This window comes from Ignavibacteria bacterium (genome assembly GCA_013177855.1).
Taxonomy (GTDB): Bacteria; Bacteroidota; Ignavibacteria; order Ch128b; family Ch128b; genus Ch128b.
In genome coordinates, this window is sequence record JABLYA010000001.1 from 2,029,887 (window position 1) to 2,050,308 (window position 20,422).

Sequence of the window (20,422 nt, forward strand, 5' to 3'; positions counted from 1 at the left end):
TACCTGCTCAATTCATTTAGATTATTTTTGTGATATGAAAAATAGCAAACCAAAAGTCATAATTATTGGCGGTGGATTTGGTGGACTTGCCGCTGCAAAAAAGCTAAAAAATAAACCAGTTGATGTGATATTAATCGATAAAACCAATCATCATCTTTTTCAGCCTTTATTGTATCAGGTTGCAACTGCTGGTTTATCGCCTGCTTACATTGCTTTCCCATTAAGAAGCATTTTTAGAAAATCAAAAAATGTTCGTGTGATTCTGGGTGAAGTAAAAAGAATAGATCGAAAAGAAAAGAAAGTTTATTTGAATGGTGAAAATTATTCTTATGATTTTCTGATTGTTGCTGTGGGCGCAAAACATCACTATTTCGGTAAAGATGAATGGGAGAAGATTGCACCTGGATTAAAAACTCTTCAAGATGCAATTAACATCAGAGAAAAGATTTTACTCGCATTTGAAAAAGCTGAAAGAATAAATGACCCTGAGGAGCAACAGAAATATCTTAATTTTATTGTCGTTGGTGGTGGACCTACTGGAGTAGAAATGGCTGGAGCAATTGCAGAGATTGCAAGAAAAACTTTGATTGAAGATTTCAAGAAAATTGATCCAACAAAAGCTAAAGTTTATTTAGTTGAGGCGCTTGACAGAGTTCTGCCAACTTATCCGCCGAAACTTTCACAAAAGGCAAAGGAAGATTTAGAGAAACTTGGAGTAAAAGTTTTATTAAATACAAAAGTTACTGACATTAATAACGATTGCGTGAAGTTAAATGGAAAAGAAATTAAGGCAGCAACAATTATCTGGGCAGCTGGAAATAAAGCAAATCCATTAGTTCAGCAACTCAATTGTGAGCTAGATAGAATGGGTCGTGCAATTGTTTCACCATATTTGCATTTAAAGGATGATGAAAGCGTTTTTGTAATTGGTGATGCAGCTGCAGTTTATGATGAGAAAGGAAATACATTGCCTGGAGTTTCTCCTGTTGCAATTACTGAAGGAAGATATGTTGCGAAATTTATTCTGAGAAAATTAAAGAACAAAAGTTCTAAACCTTACAAATATTTTAATAAAGGAAGTCTTGCAACAATTGGAAAAGCAAAAGCAGTCGCAGATTTTGGATGGTTACGATTTAGTGGATTCTTCGCCTGGCTTTTGTGGGTTTTCGTTCACATCTTCTTCTTAATTGGATTTAAAAATCGATTTATTGTGATGATAGAATGGATTTTTGCATACTTTACATATCAAAAAAGTGCACGATTGATTGTTGGTGAAAAGAAAATAATTGATGAATAATTCTTTTAATTCGTTTGAAAGATTTTTAAAACAAAAAATCCTGAGATTGTTAATCTCAATCTCAGGATTAGAAAAATTTAACTCTGGCTTTAGTTTTTAATTACGCTTGTAACTTTCTCGGCTGCATCTTTGAGTGAAGTTGCAACAAGGAAATTTAGTCCAGAATTTTTTAATAACTCGGCAGCTTCTTCAGCATTTGTTCCTTCAAGTCGAATTACAATTGGAACATTGACATTAACTTTTTTGGAAGCTTCAATCACACCTTGAGCAACTCGATCGCAACGAACAATTCCACCAAAAATATTGATTAAGATCGCTTTAACATTCGGATCACTGAGAATAATTCTAAATCCATTTTCAACGGTTTCAGCACTTGCACCACCACCAACATCTAAAAAGTTTGCTGGCTCACCACCTGCGAGCTTAATGATATCCATCGTTGCCATTGCAAGTCCTGCACCGTTAACCATACACCCAACATTTCCATCGAGCTTAATGTAATTTAAATTGTATTTCGATGCTTCAATTTCAAGAGGTGCTTCTTCATTTAAATCTCTTAATTCAACTATCTCAGGATGACGATATAACGCATTGTCATCAAAATTCATTTTTGCATCGAGTGCAAGGACTCTCCCTTCTTTAGTTACGACCAGAGGATTAATCTCGGCAAGTGATGCGTCGGTTTCTTCGTAGGCTTTGTAAAGTCCAAGTAAAAACTTAACAGCGTTTTTAAATTTTTCACCTTCAAGTCCGAGACCGAATGCTAATTTTCTTGCCTGAAATTGTTGAAGACCAATTGAAGGTTCAACATATTCTTTCAAAATTTTTTCTGGTGTTTCAGCAGCAACTTTTTCGATCTCAACTCCGCCTTCTGTTGAAACCATTACCACATTTTTAGAAGTACTTCGGTCTAATGTAATTCCAACATATAATTCTTTTTCAATATTCATTCCTTCTTCAATCAAAACTTTTTGAACAATTCTTCCCTCTGGTCCTGTTTGATGAGTAACGAGACGCATTCCAATCATTTGCTTGGTCAATTCATAGACTTCATCAAGAGATCGGGCAAGTTTAACGCCGCCACCTTTACCTCTTCCACCTGCATGAATTTGCGCTTTCACTACCCAGAGGTCACCACCAATTTCTTTAGCAACTTCAACTGCTTCTTCAGGTGAAAAAGCAACTTTGCCTTTTGGAACTTCTACATTAAATTTTCTAAGAATTTCTTTCGCTTGATATTCATGTATTTTCATTTAAATCCTCTTCGTTATTTGAACTTTAATGAATAAACTTTCATCATTGGTATTTCAGTTTTTGATTAAAAATTTTTACTGAAGAAAAAACACAAAAATGGGTTGTCATACATTATTCAGTATGACAACCACTGAATAAAATTAATTAATCTTTTCACTCATTACTTTTGCTTGTAAGAAGAGCAATAAATAATCTCTTCCACCAGCTTTGGAATCGGTTCCACTCATATTAAAGCCACCGAATGGATGACCACCAACTAAAGCACCAGTGCATTTTCTGTTGAAATATAAGTTGCCAACAAAGAATTCTTCTTTTGCTTTTTGAATTTTCTTCTTGTTCTTTGTATAAACAGAACCAGTTAAGCCATATTCAGTATTATTTGCAATAGCTAATGCATCATCAAAATCTTTTGCTTTAATTACTGCAAGCACTGGACCAAAAATTTCTTCCTGTGAAATTCTTGCCATTGGATCCACATCTATGAAAACTGTTGGCTCGATGTAAAAACCATCGCCTTCTATTTTATTTCCACCGCATAGAAGTTTTCCTTCGTTCTTTCCAATTTCAATATAACTTAATATTGAAAGTTGAGCTCTCTCATTAATGACTGGTCCCATAAAATAATTTTCTTTTGCTGGACCGACTTTGATTTGTTCAACTCTTTCTTTCAACATCTCAACAAATTTATCATAGACTTTCTCATCAACAATTGCTCTTGAACAAGCTGAACATTTTTGACCTTGAAATCCGTAAGCCGAAACAACAACTCCCTCAACTGCAGCCTTTAGGTCGGCTTCGCTGTCTACGATAATTGAATCTTTACCACCCATTTCGGCAATTACTCTCTTAATCCAGATTTGTCCTGGTTGATGTTTAGCTGCAAGTTCATTTATGTGAAGTCCAACATCTTTTGAACCGGTGAAGGCAATAAACCTTGTTTTTGGATGAGCGACTAATGTATCACCGACTTCACCACCTGATCCAGGCACGAAGTTTAAAACACCTTTTGGCAGTCCAGCTTTCTCCATAATTTCAGTGAATAGATAACCCATCATTGGCGAGTCGCTTGATGGTTTTAGAACGACTGTATTTCCAGTTACAATCGAAGCTGATGTCATTCCAACTAAAATTGCGAATGGGAAATTCCATGGTGGAATTACAACGCCAACTCCAAGAGGTAAGTAAACTAACTCATTGATTTCACCTTTCACTTTTGTGAGAGGTTGTTTCTGAGCATAGCGCAGCATTTCACGACCGTAGAATTCAAGGAAATCGATTGCTTCACATGTATCGGCATCAGCTTCAAGCCAGTTCTTGCCGACTTCAGAAATCATCCAAGCGTTAATTTCAAATCTTCTTCTGCGAATTATATCAGCTGCACGGAAAAGAACTTTGGCTCTTTTTTCAGCTGGGACTCTCTTCCATTTCTCAAAAGCTTCGGTTGCAACCATTATTGCCTTTTCAGCAAGTTCTTTGTTTGCTTTTGAGAAATATCCAATAACTTGATTTTTGAAAGATGGATTGATGGAAGGAAATTTGGATTCGGTGAAAATTCTTTCACCATTAATAATAAGCGGATATTCTTTGCCAAAGTTTTTTTCTACTTCGGCTAAAGCTCTTTGGAGTCTGTTAACATTTTTTTTGTCTGAAAAATCGAGGTAGGTTTCGTTAGTAAATTTTGGTCGAGCCATATTTATTCCCTTTTTAATTTGTTTTTCATTTACACAAAATTAAGAAAGGAAGGACTAAGAAACTAAGACTGGATTTTGAGTAATTTTTATAAAATTTGAGTGATCTTACTATAAAGATTAATCAAATTTTGTTAATTGCGGGATAAATGTGAAAACAATGAGTATATTCTTTTGTATTAGCTCCTCGAAAATCCCAGCTATCATCTAAGCGCTTTATTTTTTTAGAATAAACTACTTCACTTTCTTTAACTTTTTTTACCCTTGTCCTATTTACCTTATCTTTCTTCGAATTCGTCACTTTAGATTTATTAGTTGATTTACTATTTATTTTGCTGTTTTTCTTTTGATTCTTCATTCGTTTAAAAACACAAGAATCAGTTAGTTATTAAGAGTACTTTTGTTAAAGCTGTATATGTCTTATTTCTATAATTAAAAACAATTTCATCGTTTGGAGAAACTGATTCTTTGCCCAGGAAAGCATCGATTGCATTAAATACGAGATCAAAATTTCTTTTTAATTCCCAACTTTTTTCTGGATTATTTTGATCAAATAAAACTACAAATAGTCTATTATCAGCACCAAATCTTTGCTCTCCTTGATTTTCATACATCCATTTAGCTAAGTCAATGGGAGTGTTAATTGCATTTAACGGATTATAACCCTTTGGAAGGTAGGTTATTTTCAAATCAAATGGTTGCCCATCAAAAAAAATATCAATGCCTTTTATGTTTTTTATAGTTGGAATTACTTTTGGATGCTGACTTATGTGTTCTTCAATTAGCACGGTTGTCCAGTGGTTAAACCAAGTACATATTACATAGTTTGTAACCTCATTATGAAGTTTTGAAGTTACCTCATTAATTAAATCATTGTAGCGAACAAATTTCCTTACGAATTCAATTTGTATCTTTTGATCTAACTGACCTTGAACAACACCCCAGTTAAAAGATTTAACATTTAATAACTCCCGTTTTAGGTCGTTATCAGAAATAATTTGCTTACGTTTTTGAACTTTCTCATTATATTTTTGTTTGATAAACTGATCAATTTTAGTTTCATCTGGATTGCTGTTTAAAATACTGGCAATAATCTTGGATGAAGTTCCAGCATTAGAAATATTTAAATTCTTAGCAAGTATCTTTAAATGTAATGATGGAATACTTTTTAATTTTAAGTTTAATACTTCTTTTTTACTATATAGAGGCATTAAATTATTTCCTATTTTTTCTTAAATAAAAAGATATATTCATGCTTAAAAACATAAAATCCACCAACTAAAGCCCTATATCTCCATAGTTCTTTTTGACTTCTTTTACCTCTTGTCTCTTCGAAGTTTTTTACTATTATACTTTTTAAACTATAACTTCTCTTTAAGACTTCCTGCATACAATAAAATCCTAAAGGTATCCATTCACCCTTTGAGTATTTGTCACCGATAACCAAGACGAGATATCTACCTCGCTCTAAATAAGAAGTGGTGTTATCAATTACTTCACCGAACATTTCTAAAAATTTATCAACGCTAATAGCATTAGAGAGATCATTTTCTTGATTTGAAAATTTGATAATATCATGATAAGGAGGATGCATTATTATAAGTTGAAACTGTTTTATTCCATATTTATTAAGAATTCTTTTAATGTCTATTGTTCTTGAATCACCAATTATTACGTCAGTGATAATATTATATCTGTTTTCCTCTTTATTAATTAATTCTTGAGATCTTTTCGCGACTTCAGGGTTTAATTCAATTCCAATTCCATTTCTACCAAGTCTTTTACATTCAATTAAGGTTGTTCCACTACCAACGAATGTATCTAAAACCCAATCGCCTTTTTTAGTATATCTTATCATCATTTGATGCGGGATTTGAGGAATGAAATTACCCCAGTACCAACCATTATGAACTCCAGACGAATCTCTTTTATCTAATATCCAAAGACTGTCAGTAATAATATTGTCATATTCTTTCCATCTAAGAAGATTTATATCATTTATTTTACTGGTTTTAACTTTTTGAATCCCTTCTCTTAATCTGTTTATATAATATTTTGCTCTCTCTAAAGTTTGTGATTCCAAAATTTGATTTAAATCTGAAATAAGGATGTCTTTGCGAATTGATATTGTATCGCCATTCGTATCAATATTTAAAAGTCCTTCCTCATCTTTTCTAAAGTGAGTAATAATATTAATTATAAAAAAAATTTTATTTCTTATAATATCAATTTGATTCGCTTCTAAAATTTCTGACAAAATTTCTATAAACTTATCTTTATTTAATATTACCCTTACATTCTTTTTTGAATTCACATCATTATCAAAAAATAAATTGTCTGCATCAAATGACGCCATATAAAATCTCCTTGTTTCTTTGAAAAACTCCACTCAAAATTATAAACATTTTTCAATCATTTCTTTAATTTTTTTTGAACAAATATAAACTTAAAAAACCTGAATGATTTATAGGACTATTTATCTCGATTTTGGTTCTTTCAGATTTTATTTTCTTGAACAAATATAAAAGCTCAAGTCTTCTGTTTTTTCTTCTTCGCTGCAGGGAATAAAACATTGTTTAAAATTAATCTGTAGCCCGGTGAATTTTTGTAAAGAGATAAATCCGTCGGAGGATCACCGACTTGATGCTGATAATCTTCAGGATCGTGCCCGCCTAAAAAACAAAATGTTCCTCGACCATAATCACCACGAATATATTTTACTTGATCAGTCCCTTCTCTTTTCCCCATAATCGTTACATTCTTTTTAATCAATCTTTCGCGAAAAGCTGTGGTCTGACCGAGAAATCCTCGAATTACATTAACATGATTCTGCGTCAGCATTGTGGGAACAGGATCGTATTTAGCAGAGAATTCAAAGAGTGTGAAGTAATCGTTTTCAAAATTTCCAATCTCAGCAGGTTGAATATCGATATCGGAATACTCGTAAACATAAGGATTCATTTCAAGTTTAAAATCGGTAAATGCAAGTGTTTGTGAGTAATCGAGTTTCTTTTGAGCATCAGGGTCTGGCGGATCACCATCATACATTCGATCGCATATGTCAACATTCTTTGCAGCAAGTGCAATGTCATAGGAATCTGTAGCCGAACACATTGCAAAAAGAAATCCGCCATTTGCAACATAATTTTTTATGGTAAACGCAACATCTCTCATCATTTCACTGACTTTCTTATATCCATTCTTCTTCGCATTGTTTTCATACAGAGCTTGCTGCTCAATGTACCATTGGGCATTCGCAAAACTTGCATAAAATTTTCCATACTGACCTGTGAAATCTTCATGATGTAAATGTAACCAATCATATTTAGCCAAATCGCCGCGCAAGACTTCATCGTTCCAGATTTTATCGTATGGAATTTCGGCATAATCAAGCGCAAGAGTTACTGCATCATCCCACGGATTGAAACCTGGTGGAACATATACTGCAATCTTTGGTTCTTTCTCAAGTCGCACAACATCCATATTGTTGTTCTCATCTTGAACTTCAGCCAGAATTTGAGATGCAACGGAACCACTTATTTGCTCAAATTTAACTCCACGTATTCTACAAACGCTTGCTACCTCATCGGAGAAATCCATCATAAATGAACCACCTCGATAATTCAAAAGCCAATCAACAACCATTCCTTTTGTTAAGGCATAATATGCAATTCCATAAGCTTTAAGGTGGTCAGTCTGTTTTAAATCCATCGGGATTAGAATTTTACCCTGCGCAGCTAACAGGGAATAAAGCATCAATATTAAAGAGATTATTCTTTTGATCATGTCAATTTCGTTTCGATTGTTAATTAAAATTTTGTCGATCTAAAAAAAGTTCACTTCTCAGAGCATTTTGCAAATTGAAAGATAAGCTTCAGAATAAATCATTAAGTTTAATTCAAAAATTAAATTCAAGTTTGGATAATTAAACCCTCAAGTGATTTTACGCTCATTAAAAATTAAAAGAATAAAGTTAGTAAAAAATTGTGGTTGATATTTTTTGAATTCTAATTTTCAATTAAATCAATTTGATTTTAAAATTTTTTGAAAATGACTCCGTATTAATCACACATAAATCCGAGATTATTTGAATTTATTCGCTGCTCGACTGTGCTTTTGCTTCTTTGGTTTTAGATTTATAAATATAAATTGGTTCAGCATGATTTAAGACAGTCTCTCTGGTAATTATACATTTCTCGAGATTTTTTCTCGAAGGAAGATGATACATTATATCGAGCATAAAATCTTCAACAATTGATCTTAAAGCACGAGCGCCTGTTTTTCTTTCAATTGCTTTTTCAACTATTGCATCTAAAGCCTCTTCTTCAAACTCTAATTCTACATTTTCAAGCTGGAATAATTTTTTGAATTGTTTCAAGATTGCGTTTTTAGGTTCAGTTAAAATTTTCTTCAATGCATCTTTATTTAATGAGTGAAGCGGTGCAATTATGGGTAATCTTCCAATCAATTCTGGAATAAATCCAAATTTTAAAAGATCATCTGGTTGAATTTGCTCAAGCAATTCATCGGTAGAAACATCTCTTGAACCTCGGATTTCAGCTCCGAAACCTACTTTACTTTTATTAGTTCGTGCTGCGATGATTTTTTCAATTCCTTCAAATGCACCACCGCAAATGAAAAGTATGTTTTTAGTATTTATATAAATCAGTGATTGTTCAGGATGTTTTCTACCGCCTCTGGGCGGAACTCCTGCAACTGTTCCTTCAAGAATTTTCAGCAATGCTTGTTGAACTCCTTCACCTGAAACATCCCTTGTAATTGATGGATTTTCAGATTTGCGGGCAATTTTATCAATTTCATCAATGTATACGATTCCTTTTTGGGCTCTTTCGACATTATAATCTGCAGCTTGAAGAAGACGGACCAGAACGGTCTCCACATCATCGCCGACATATCCTGCTTCGGTAATTGTTGTTGCATCAGCCATTGCAAAAGGTACATCCAGGATTTTTGCAAGCGTTTGAGCAAGTAAAGTTTTACCAACACCAGTTGGTCCGACTAGCAAAATATTGCTCTTTTCAATTTCGACATCATCAAAATCATATAAAGTGGATGATGAGTTAATTCTTTTATAGTGATTGTAAACAGCAACCGCCAGAATTTTTTTTGCTTTTTCCTGTCCTATTACAAATTGATCAAGTGTTGATTTAATTAATTCGGGAGTTAATATTGCATCTTTTCTAATTTGAGGCGAAAGTGTTTCTAAATTATTTTTCAATATTTGAACTGCGCTTCCAACGCACAGATCACAAATGTAAACATCTTTACCAGCTATTATTCCACCGACTTCAGTTGCATCTCTACCACAAAATGAACATTTAATTTGTTTATAATTTCTTTTATCTGCCATTTCTTCTCCATTAAAGATTTTCTGATTGGATTCTTTTAATTAATTCTCTTACTTCTGATACAAAAATAGAATCAGGAAATTCTGTAAGCAATTTGTTGAAAGTTTGTTCAGCTCGCATCTTGTCTTTTAAGCCATAAAGATACACCTGGCCAATTCTCATTAAGGCTCGATCGGAATAAATTGTTTTTTCCTTCAATTCATAAAGATAATTTAATTGAGCCAGGGCGTTTGAAAAATCATTGGTTGTGATATAAAGTTCAGCTAATGTAAGTCTCAATTTGTTTTGAAATATAGAATAATCATCATCAAGTTTTAGTGAATTTATTTTTCGAATTGCTTCCTGATATTTTTTACTATCAATCAGCTTTTGAATCTCAAGATAAAGTTTTAGTTGGTTTGGATTGTTTTCCTGTTCGGTGATTATCATTAAGAATTCAATTGCATCGTTTGCAACATCGTTTGTATTTGTTCTTTTAATTATATTCAAAACTGATTTAGCTGAATCATAAAGACTTTTTGCAATTAAAATTTCTGCAATTTGAAATTGAGCAGAATATCTTTCTGTTTCACTTGCTCGTGAAAATGTTCTGACTTTTTCATATTGCTCAATGGCTTTGTCATTATTTCCTTCCAGATATTCGATATCACCAAGAAGTAATAAACCTCTGGCATAAAAATCAGTCAGGACATAATCATTAACTAATCTTTGAAGTAGTTGTTTAGCTTTTGAAAAATTCTGGTAATGTTCTTTATAGAAAAGAGCAGTTTTATAGATAGCTTCTGCTACGAGGTTTGGCAAAGTGTAATTTGACAAAATGATATTATAGTATTGGATAGATTCTTTAAGATTTCTATTGTTTGTATCGGCTGAAGGTTTGTAAGTTTTCCAGAATAAATCAGGTGAGTTCATTTCGTTTTCGAATAATTTTTCATATGATCTGGCAAGGCCAATTACCGACATTGCTTCCAGATCTTTTTTCTCTTTATAATTTTTTAAAATAAACTCGTAACCTTTGACAGCTTCTTCAATTACACCTTCCTGATAAGCACGATTAGAAAAATCTAAAATTTCATACCCATTGGCATTGGTTAGTTTTTCAATTTCAATTGTAAGATCGAAAGCTTTTTTGAAATCTCTATTTTGAAAATAAAGCCAGGTCAAAATTTTTAGTATTGGGAAACTTCTTCGGTCAAAATTTTTTTCAAAGATTTCGATTGAGGTTTTGAGGGCAACAGGATTGGTGATCATTTGAGCAAGTTTATTTTGAACAAAAGTGATTTGTTGTGGTTGCTTCTTGAGTAATTCGATCATTTCAGTGCAGGCTTTGGGGTAATTCATTAAGATAGAATTAATGTTTATCAAGTCGATTATGAACATCTCATTGTCTGATATTCGAGACTTACCTTCTTCGAGGACATAATTAGCATAATCAAACATCCTGTTTTGAATTAAAACATTTGAGATAAACTTATAACTCATTGGATTTTTTGGATCACGGCGAATTCCTTCACGGATATAATAATCTACCGAATCTTTAATACCTTTTCTTTCATAAAGTACTGCTATTTCGGCATAGGTATTAAAATCATTTGGATTTGCATTTAATCTTTTTTTTAATAGTTCAATAGCTTCGTCATACCTTTTTAATTGCGTCAGCATTCTATAGTAAGCGTCGTAAAATTGGAATTGTGAGGGAAATTGAAAATAAAGTTCACGATAAAGTTCAAATGCTTTGTCATAATTCCCAAGACTCTCATAACTTTGTGCAAGTCTGAACTTGTTCCAATCGTCTTGAGTTTGTGAATAAAGATTGGTTGTAATTAAAGCTAAAATTAAGATTAATATTTTTTTCGAATTCATTTCACCACGAAAATATTTTTGACAATTTAGTCACTTTAATCATTCAGAACAATAAAAAGTTTCGTTAGAGAAATAGGTTTAGGTACAGGATTTAAATTGAAATCTTTGTTGAATTATGATTTTTAATGATTGAAGTTAATGGTTTATTGATGAGAAAATTTTTATTGCATTTACAAATCAAATTGAAGAATAATTTTCTGTATGGAAAAAATTTTAAGTTAATGTTAGTTTGCAATGCGGAAAATTGTTTTTGCCCCCGTAGCTCAGCTGGATAGAGCACCGGCCTCCGGAGCCGGACGCACAGGTTCGAGTCCTGTCGGGGGTACAGTTTTTCTTTGAATTTTAAATAAGAGAGTAAATTGATGGAGAACAAAATGAAAGTATCTAAAGAATTTCATTGGGAAATGGCTCATCGTTTGCCTTTTCATTCAGGAAGATGTAGAAATCTACATGGACATTCTTACAAAGCTTTAGTCCAGTTCGAAGGCGAGTTGAATCAAAATGGAATGTTAATTGATTTCTACGATATTTTTAGTATTGTAAATCCAATTATAGATGAGATGGACCATTCGATAATTTGTGATATAAATGATAAGGAGTTAATTGAAATTGCTCAAAAAATTAATGAACGAATTGTGATTATTGATAAACCAACAACCGCTGAAAATATTTCAATTTATATTGCAGAAAATATTTTGAAATCTAAATTACCTGAAAATTTAGTGTCAGTTACTGTCATGGTTTATGAAACTTCTGATGCTTTTGCTGAATATTCAGTAAGAATTAAATAAATTCTGGAGTGAATTGCTTATGTCTGACAAAGGAGTAAATTCAAACAAAAAACTTGCTGTGGTTCTTGCAAGTGGTGGAATGGATAGTTGCGTAACTACTGCAATAGCAGCTCAGGATTATGAGCTCGCAATGCTTCATTTAAATTATGGCCAAAGAACCGAGAAAAGAGAACTTAAAGCTTTCAATGATCTGGCTGATTATTTTAAAGCAAAATATAGACTCGTACTTGATACAGATTTCTTCAGAAAAATCGGTGGCTCATCACTAACTGATCAGAACATTGAAGTAAGTCAGGCAAACTTAAATTCAACCGAAATTCCATCTTCCTATGTGCCTTTCCGAAATGCAAACATTTTGGCTATGGCAGTTGCCTGGGCAGAAGTCATTGGAGCCGAAAAAATTTTTATCGGTGCAGTTGAGGAAGATTCGTCTGGATATCCTGATTGCAGAAAAATTTTTTATGAAAAATTTAATGAATTAATTAAAGTTGGAACCAAACCTACAACAAACATAACAATTGAAACCCCGATCATCTCAATGAAAAAATATGAAATCGTGAAAAAGGGGATTGAACTTAATGCACCATTTCATCTGACATGGAGTTGTTATAAAGATGAAGATTTAGCCTGCGGAGTTTGTGACAGCTGTGCATTGAGATTGCGAGGGTTTCAATTGGCTGGTGTTGAAGATCCAATTCCTTATAGAGTAAAACCAAAATATATTTGAGGTGATTATGAACGAGAAATATAAAATTCTTGAAACATTTGATAATCAATATCCCGATCGTGATTATTTAATTACTCATGTTCAACCTGAATTTACTTCTGTGTGTCCTAAAACAGGCAATCCAGATTTTGGAAAAATTACAATTGAATACATACCAGATAAGAAATGTGTCGAGTTGAAATCTTTGAAATATTACTTCAATTCATTTCGTAATGATGGAATTTTTTACGAAAGCGTTGTCAATTTTATTTTAGATGATCTGGTAAAAGTTTTACAACCAAGATATATGAAAGTCACTGGTGAGTTTAACCCAAGAGGCGGAATGTATTCCATAGTAGTTGCTGAATATCCTTATAAGAAATCTCAATAAGTCTTATTGCGATGATTAAAACTCTAACATTATATATTGGCGGTGTGATTGTATTTTTGCTTGGAATGATTGCTTATGGAATTTTTCTTGATTTGAGAAAATCCAGTTTAGATGAATTACTAATAGAGAGGAAAATTACAAAGATCGAAAAACCGAAGCTTGTAATTAATAGAATTGATTACAAGCTTCATTTTTATGTTGATACAATTTTAATTAAGACTTATAACATTGCTCTGGGTGGAAATCCAAAATATTCGAAACAAAGCCGTGAAGATCGATACACTCCAGTTGGAGATTATTTTATTTGCTCAAAGAAAATTACGACAGGTCTTGGCAAAGTTCTAATTCTCAATTATCCTTCACTTGAAGATGCAGTAAGAGGATTGAGAGATGGTTTAATCTCGGAAAAAGAATTTCAACTCATTCAGGAAAGTTATTACAAGAAAGAATGCCCGCCAATGGATACAAAACTCGGCGGCTATGTAAAAATTCATGGTAATGGAAAATTCGATTTTATATTGAGAAATCTTCCATTTGTTTTCAACTGGACAGATGGTTCAATTGCAGTAAATAATTCAGAAATTGAGGAATTATATGAATCTTGCCCGATTGGTACTCCTGTTTACATTTATTAATCTCCTGGTTTTTGTTTCATGTTCTAAAAAAACCGAGGAAAAACCTGAGACACCTTTGGTTATTGATACAATTACAATTAAAAAGATTAACTCCGTTGCTTTTTCCGATTCTGTTTTAGATAGGAAAGTTTTAATTGCCTATTACGATGACTCTCTAAAATCTATTAATGGAATTTTTGTTGAACCAAATTATGGCGTTGGTTTTTTTATTCTAAATCCTTTCGATTCAATAAACACAATTACATTTAAGTCTCAAGTTTTAGATGGAATTCTTGAAGGTTCTGAAGTAGATACAATAAAATTAGAAGGAAATAAAAAATTACTTTATTACAACAGTGGATCAGCATTTATTGGTTCAAGCAATTTAGAGGTTTATCAGTATCTTTTTTCACCTGAAGAAAGGGTTATTTATTCTTCGTATACTTCGTTGGTTGAAAATGGAATAGTAGAAATGACTTATTCACAAAATCTGAAAGATAAATCAAAGTCATACATCGTCGATTTCTTCAAAAATCAAATTCAAAAAAATTTTATAGATGATCTTGCAGAAAGAAAAATTAAATTAAAATATGAGTAAAAACATTTTTTTAACTGGTTTCCCTGGATTTATTGCTTCACGCTTGATCCCTAAAATTCTTCAAAACAGGGAGGAGAGCAGAGCTTATTTACTTGTTCAGAAAAAATTTTTTGATACTGCAAACAAACAAATTCAAAAACTTGAAACTGAATTTAATTTTCTTAGAAACAGATTGATACCCGTTGAAGGAGATCTAACCTTACCTGAATTGGGTATTGATAAAACAAAAATTGATACTAATTCGATTTCAGAGATTTTTAATTTAGCCGCAGTTTATGACTTGAGAGTTTCAAAAGATCTTGCCTATAAAGTAAATGTGAATGGAACTGAAAATATTGTTTCATTTGCAAGTCAACTGCCGCATCTTAAAAAATTTCATCATATAAGCACCTGCTATGTTGCTGGCTGGCACAAAGGTGAATTCACCGAAGATGATTTTGACAAAGGTCAATCTTTCAAAAATTATTATGAAGAGACGAAGTTTTTATCAGAAAAAATCATTCGAGAAAATAAAGATAAGATTCCATTTGTAATTTATAGACCTTCAATTGTCATTGGGGATTCAAAGACAGGTGAAACAAATAAATTTGATGGCCCTTATCCAGTCATTTTTTTGATTGATAAACTTCCGAGAACTTTTGTGATGACTCAAATCGGAACAGGTGCTAATCCTGTAAATCTAATTTCAGTCGATTATGTTGTCGAAAGTATCGCTGCTTTATCTCAGTTGAATGATGTTTATCAGACTTATCATCTCTGCGATCCCGAACCTCTAAATCAAATTCAACTTATAAAATTATTCTCACAAACATTGAATAAAAAATTGCTGACGATTAAAGTAAATAAAGATTTTGTGAGAGCTTTGATGAAAGTCAGATTTATTTCAAATCTTACCGGTTTGTATCCAGAAATGATTGACTATTTTGACCATAATTTAATTCTTAAATGCGATAAAACCCTTCAAGCTTTGAGACAATACAATTTATCCCCGCCAAAACTTGAGAACTATATCGATAGGATTATTGATTTTGCTTTGAAAAATCGAGATGTTGTTTCTAAGAAAGGTCTTTGGTAAAAATGAAATTTTTATCTGGGATCCTTTTGATAATTCTTGTTGAAATCTCTTTTGCTCAGGATTATGAGCTATCAAATATAAAGTTTGAAGGTAATAAAAATTTTTCAAGTGGTGTATTAAAAGAAATATTGATTTCTCAAGAAACTCCCTTCTGGTTCTGGAAATTTTTAAATCGTTATGTGAAAAGTCTTGGCAAACCACCAATCTATTTCGATTCGCTCAACATTAATGAGGATATAAGACGAATTGAAAGGTTTTATCGTGATAACGGTTTTTTTGATTGCTCCGTATCGGCTCGTTATCAATTAAATGATAAAAACAAAAAAGCCGAATTAATCTTTCAAATCGATGAAGGTGAGAGATCAAGGATTAGCAGTTATAGATATTACGGGATTGATTCGGCAAAAATTGGCAGCTGGCTTTACCTGAAAATTTTAAAAGAAAAGAAAATTGAAGAAGGAAATTTTTTCCAGCGTGAAAAAATTGAAAACGATGCATCTCGAATAGTCTCTGAACTCAGAAATTTTGGATTTATGCTTGCTGATAGAGACAGAATTGTTGCAACTATTGATTCAGTTAAAAAAACAGTTGATGTGGAAATTACTTTTAAGCCGAATCGATATTTCACAGTTAGTGAAGTTAGAGTAGAGAAAAGCGGTATTGCAAAAGATAATGTCGAAGATGAGTTTATTTATAAACTGGTTGGAATTAAATCGGGGGAGAAATATAGTCATTCCAAAAATCTTGAAGGTCAGCTAAGACTTTACAGGACAGGTTTATTTACATCTTCGCTTGTTTCCGGTGTTGTTGCCGAAACAACTCACTCAACAGTACCTATTAATATCAGTGTCGATGTTGGAAAGATGAATGAACTTGGTCCAGAAATTATTGTTAATAATCAGACTAACAGATTTAATGTTGGACTTGGACTGAACTACACACGTAAAAACTTTTTTGGGAATGCGAGAAAGCTCACAATTGAGGGGACAGTTGTAACTCAAGATATTTTTAATATCAATTATAAAAATGTTTTTGGTAAAAACGGATTAAAAGATACAACATTGCTCGGATTGGTTGGAATAAATTTAAGCATCGAACAACCTTATTTATTTTATAAAGATATCAAAGGTAAACTTGAATTTTTTGCTTCGGCTGAGCAGCAGAAATTTTATCGATATTATACAGCTGGTTCAAAACTTTCTTTCCTTTTTGAATTGCCTAAATTTGTAATGTTTAATAATTACAGTTTTTACCTCGGATACGAGTCAGAAAATATCAGTTTCAAACCGCAGCTTCCTTTCGATTATATCAAAGGTATTTTAATAAATTCTGGTTTTCCAATTTCACCTGAAGATACAACTGAATCAATGATCAAAAGTGAAAGCGAATCATTTCTCGATCATTCCAACACCATTCTTGGTGTGGACTTATTCGCCAATCATGCAAATGATATTTTTTATCCGACCAGCGGTTATAATCTTCAGCTTTCGCTTGAGTACACAGGACTCCTGCCATACCTGAAAAATCTTTTGAGTGAGAAAAAAGATCGAAACATTCAATATTATAAAACTTTGGTTGGAGTGAATGTTTATACCAATCCATTTAAACCAAGTCGTGGCGCTGTAGCTTATAAATTAAGATTAGGTTACATCCAGAAAATTGAAGGTGAAAAATCTATTTCTCAAAATAAACTCTACTACGCTGGTGGAAGTAACTCTGTTAGAGGATGGCGGGCAAGAGGACTTGGTCCAACATTTAGCTTTGTAGATGATCAAGGAAAATTAATCACCATCAGCGAAATTGGCGGAAGAGTTTTACTTGAAGGTTCTATTGAAAGCAGAAATATTTTATTCGGCGATTTTGGATCGGCTCTGTTTTTTGATTTTGGCAATAGCTGGAGAGATTTGAAATCGGTCTCATTAAAAACTACAGCCTTAACTTTTGGTTTCGGTTTTAGATATTACACATCGTTTGCACCAATCAGAATTGATATTGGTACACAACTTTATGACCCATATTCTTATAGATTTATTTTCAAACGAGTTTTTCTGGATGCAATTCAATTTCATCTTGGTATTGGTGAGGCTTTCTAGTTTTATACAACTTTTATAGATCATCTTTCAAAATAGTTGAACAAAAATTTGTTTTATTCGTTGAGGATGGAAAATTCATTAAAAATCATTTCAAAAAAAATTCAAACTTTAATGGACATCGATGAAAAATTTTAAAATCATAATTGGTATTCTGATTGTCTTTATTCTCTTTATCTTTTTTTCTTTTTTCTTTGTCAATCGTATCATCAAGAAATCTTTCCCTGAAACTAAAGGAGAAATTGATTTAAAAGGACTGAAGTCAGAAGTTAAAATCTATCGCGATGATTTTGGAATACCATATATTGAAGCTGAGAATGAAGACGATCTCTTTTTTGCTCTTGGCTTCGTTCATGCTCAGGATAGGTTATTTCAGATGGATATCACTCGTCGTGCTGGAATGGGCAGACTTGCAGAAGTTTTAGGTTCAAACGCTCTCGAATTTGACTTAATGTTCAGAACAACAGGATTTAATGAAATAGCTAAAAAATTATTTGAAAATGCTTCTACTGAAAGTAAAAGAATTTGTAAATCTTATACCGATGGAATAAACGCTTTTATAGATTATGCATCTGGTAATTTTTCAATTGAATTCGACTTATTGAATTACCAGCCTGAGAAGTGGGAACCGTATCAGGTTTATTTGATTGCTCGACTAACTGCCTGGGAATTAAATCTTGGCTGGTGGGTTGATGTTGTTTACGCTCAGTTACAAAACAAACTTCCACCTGAAAAATTATCTCAACTAATACCAGATTATCCTGAAAATGCACCAACAATAATCTCGACGAAATCAAATACTGATCATAAAAATTCACCACAACAAAATTCTCAATTAGGAAAAAATATTTTATCCAAAGAACTTGTTGATTTGTTAAATCAATTTTATTTGAATAACATCAAAGCAAGACAATTTTTAGGTATGAATGAAACTTATTCGGGAAGTAATTCCTGGGTTGTATCAGGAAAACTTTCTGAATCAGGTAAACCAATTCTTGCCAACGATCCTCATTTGATGTATTCAGTTCCATCGAAATGGTATATAGTTTCGCTCAACTCACCAACTTTGAAAGTTGCGGGAGTTACAATTCCTGGTTCTCCTTCAGTTGTGATTGGAAAAAACGACAGAATCGCATGGGGATTAACAAATTTGATGTTAGATGACTGCGATTTGTATATAGAAAAACTTGATTCCACGGGAACGAAATATTTCTTCAATAATGAGTGGAAAGATTTAAAAATCAAAGTCGATACAATTAAAATTAAAGACTCATCAGATTTTATCTTTGAAATTAAATCGACACATCGAGGTCCTTTAATCCAATTTGCTAATAAATTTTTGAAGGAATCGAAATTCAATCAATCCATTTCAATGAAATGGAGTGGATTTGAAATAAGTGATGAACTTCTGACTTTTTATAAGATCAACAAAGCCCGAAGCTATAAAGAATTTAGAGAAGCACTCAGGACATTTAATTGTCCCGCTCAAAACTTTTTATGTGCTGATATTGATGGAAATATTTTTTATAAAGCTGGCGGTAAAATTCCAATAAGGAATTATTCAAATTTTCTTTCCCCACTTGATGGGACAATGCCAATCAACGATTGGAATTCATATCTAAATTTTGATTTGCAGCCAGAAATTCTAAATCCTGAAAATGGTTACATCGCAACAAATAATAACCCGCCAACAGGTGAATTCAAGAAAATAATTGGTAATCTCTGGGAACCTCACTCAAGAGCTGAAAGAATTAATCAATTATTGAAAAGCAAAAACAAATTTGATACGGAAGATTTCAAAAAATTTCAGATGGATGTTAATTCTCCATTTGCAAAAGATATTTCATTTCAAATAGTGAAAGCTTTTGAAAATGTTAATATCAAGAATAAAAATTTGAAACAGGCAGTTGGTTTATTTAAAAATTGGGATGGTGAGCTCAGAAAATTTGATCCGCTTTCACTTGTCTATAATGTTTTTCTCATCAATTTGATGAAAAACACTTTCAGAGATGAAATGGGGGATGAACTTTACAAACAATTCCTGTTCGTAGGCAATGTACCTTTGCGAGTCATCTATCAGCTAATTAATAATAATTATCCAGACTCTATTTCTGTATTTGATGATTTGAGCACAAGTAAACTCGAAACAAAAGATGAAATCATTCGAAATTCCTTGGCTCAGACAATCGAAGAGCTTGAAAAAAGTTTAGGTCAAAATTTTAATGAATGGAGTTGGGGGAATATACATCAGGTAAGATTTAAGCATTTATTCAGTGGACAAAATAAGCTCATTGATAAATTAATCGATATTGGTCCCTATCCAATTGGTGGTGACCAAACGACTTTATTAAATACAAGTTTCAAATACTATGAGCCTTATGAAAATTATCTCGGTCCTTCAATGCGTCAGATTGTTGATTTGTCCAGAATTGACAGTTCATTGATAATTATCACAAGCGGACAATCGGGGCATATTGGTCACAGAAATTACAAAGATCAAAGTTTGATGTGGTTAAGCGGCGACTATATAAATTTTGTGACTGATAAAAGTAAATTTTCAAAGTATGAGACTTTGATTCTGAAACCTGTAAGTCCAAATTAAATTCAGAAATCTGGAATCTTATATATTATTGTCTCAGTATTTTCTTCGGAATAAGAATTTCTTATAAGTTTTAACCAATTGAAT

General features: G+C 32.5%; 17 protein-coding genes and 1 tRNA gene. 10 read left to right on the forward strand and 8 right to left on the reverse strand.

From position 1 onward, the window contains the following. The first annotated feature begins 34 nt into the window (after positions 1 to 34). A complete protein-coding gene (locus HPY57_08530; GenBank protein ID NPV11820.1) occupies positions 35 to 1,297 on the forward strand; it encodes an NAD(P)/FAD-dependent oxidoreductase in 1,263 nt (420 codons plus the stop codon). Positions 1,298 to 1,386: 89 nt separating this feature from the next. Here the strand turns inward: HPY57_08530 and sucC are convergent, their stop codons facing one another. The 8 genes from sucC to HPY57_08570 form a co-directional block, all read right to left on the reverse strand. Further along, positions 1,387 to 2,550: an ADP-forming succinate--CoA ligase subunit beta gene (sucC, locus tag HPY57_08535; protein ID NPV11821.1), complete on the reverse strand. Its 1,164-nt coding sequence runs from the start codon at positions 2,548 to 2,550 to the stop codon at positions 1,387 to 1,389. A gap of 141 nt (positions 2,551 to 2,691) precedes the next feature. Further along, positions 2,692 to 4,242, reverse strand: coding sequence for an L-glutamate gamma-semialdehyde dehydrogenase (pruA, locus tag HPY57_08540; protein ID NPV11822.1), 1,551 nt, complete (start codon positions 4,240 to 4,242; stop codon positions 2,692 to 2,694). Positions 4,243 to 4,363: 121 nt separating this feature from the next. Next, positions 4,364 to 4,597: a hypothetical protein gene (locus HPY57_08545; protein NPV11823.1), complete on the reverse strand. Its 234-nt coding sequence runs from the start codon at positions 4,595 to 4,597 to the stop codon at positions 4,364 to 4,366. 19 nt (positions 4,598 to 4,616) lie between these two features. After that, positions 4,617 to 5,450 carry a hypothetical protein gene (locus HPY57_08550; GenBank protein ID NPV11824.1) on the reverse strand — a complete coding sequence of 278 codons (834 nt, stop codon included), beginning with the start codon at positions 5,448 to 5,450 and terminating at the stop codon, positions 4,617 to 4,619. 11 nt (positions 5,451 to 5,461) lie between these two features. Further along, entirely contained in the window at positions 5,462 to 6,595 is a 1,134-nt protein-coding gene (locus HPY57_08555) for a DNA methyltransferase (GenBank protein NPV11825.1), read from the reverse strand. 173 nt (positions 6,596 to 6,768) lie between these two features. After that, positions 6,769 to 8,025 carry an asparagine synthetase B gene (locus tag HPY57_08560; GenBank protein NPV11826.1) on the reverse strand — a complete coding sequence of 419 codons (1,257 nt, stop codon included), beginning with the start codon at positions 8,023 to 8,025 and terminating at the stop codon, positions 6,769 to 6,771. Positions 8,026 to 8,332: 307 nt separating this feature from the next. Then, entirely contained in the window at positions 8,333 to 9,610 is a 1,278-nt protein-coding gene (gene clpX, locus HPY57_08565) for an ATP-dependent Clp protease ATP-binding subunit ClpX (GenBank protein NPV11827.1), read from the reverse strand. Between the two features lie 10 nt (positions 9,611 to 9,620). After that, entirely contained in the window at positions 9,621 to 11,471 is a 1,851-nt protein-coding gene (locus HPY57_08570) for a tetratricopeptide repeat protein (GenBank protein NPV11828.1), read from the reverse strand. A 252-nt stretch (positions 11,472 to 11,723) separates the two neighbouring features. Here HPY57_08570 and HPY57_08575 point away from each other — a divergent pair. The 9 genes from HPY57_08575 to HPY57_08615 all read left to right on the forward strand — a co-directional run bounded on the left by HPY57_08575 (position 11,724) and on the right by HPY57_08615 (position 20,338). Then, positions 11,724 to 11,796, forward strand: a tRNA-Arg gene (locus HPY57_08575). A gap of 49 nt (positions 11,797 to 11,845) precedes the next feature. Continuing rightward, a complete protein-coding gene (locus HPY57_08580; protein ID NPV11829.1) occupies positions 11,846 to 12,262 on the forward strand; it encodes a 6-carboxytetrahydropterin synthase in 417 nt (138 codons plus the stop codon). Positions 12,263 to 12,281: 19 nt separating this feature from the next. After that, positions 12,282 to 12,989 (forward strand): 7-cyano-7-deazaguanine synthase QueC, encoded by a 708-nt coding sequence (gene queC / locus HPY57_08585; GenBank protein NPV11830.1) that lies wholly within the window; start codon positions 12,282 to 12,284, stop codon positions 12,987 to 12,989. Positions 12,990 to 12,996: 7 nt separating this feature from the next. Then, positions 12,997 to 13,359 (forward strand): NADPH-dependent 7-cyano-7-deazaguanine reductase QueF, encoded by a 363-nt coding sequence (gene queF / locus HPY57_08590; GenBank protein ID NPV11831.1) that lies wholly within the window; start codon positions 12,997 to 12,999, stop codon positions 13,357 to 13,359. An 11-nt stretch (positions 13,360 to 13,370) separates the two neighbouring features. Then, positions 13,371 to 13,994 (forward strand): L,D-transpeptidase, encoded by a 624-nt coding sequence (locus HPY57_08595; protein NPV11832.1) that lies wholly within the window; start codon positions 13,371 to 13,373, stop codon positions 13,992 to 13,994. Positions 13,995 to 14,049: 55 nt separating this feature from the next. After that, positions 14,050 to 14,571, forward strand: coding sequence for a hypothetical protein (locus tag HPY57_08600; protein NPV11833.1), 522 nt, complete (start codon positions 14,050 to 14,052; stop codon positions 14,569 to 14,571). Then, the gene (locus HPY57_08605; GenBank protein NPV11834.1) at positions 14,564 to 15,646 is read left to right on the forward strand and encodes an SDR family oxidoreductase; all 1,083 of its coding nucleotides are present in this window, start codon (positions 14,564 to 14,566) and stop codon (positions 15,644 to 15,646) included. Before HPY57_08600 ends, HPY57_08605 begins: the two co-directional genes overlap by 8 nt. A 2-nt stretch (positions 15,647 to 15,648) precedes the next feature. Beyond that, the gene (locus HPY57_08610; GenBank protein NPV11835.1) at positions 15,649 to 17,739 is read left to right on the forward strand and encodes a BamA/TamA family outer membrane protein; all 2,091 of its coding nucleotides are present in this window, start codon (positions 15,649 to 15,651) and stop codon (positions 17,737 to 17,739) included. 121 nt (positions 17,740 to 17,860) lie between these two features. Further along, on the forward strand, positions 17,861 to 20,338 hold the full coding sequence (locus tag HPY57_08615) for a penicillin acylase family protein (protein NPV11836.1): 2,478 nt from the start codon (positions 17,861 to 17,863) through the stop codon (positions 20,336 to 20,338). Positions 20,339 to 20,422 lie beyond the last annotated feature (84 nt).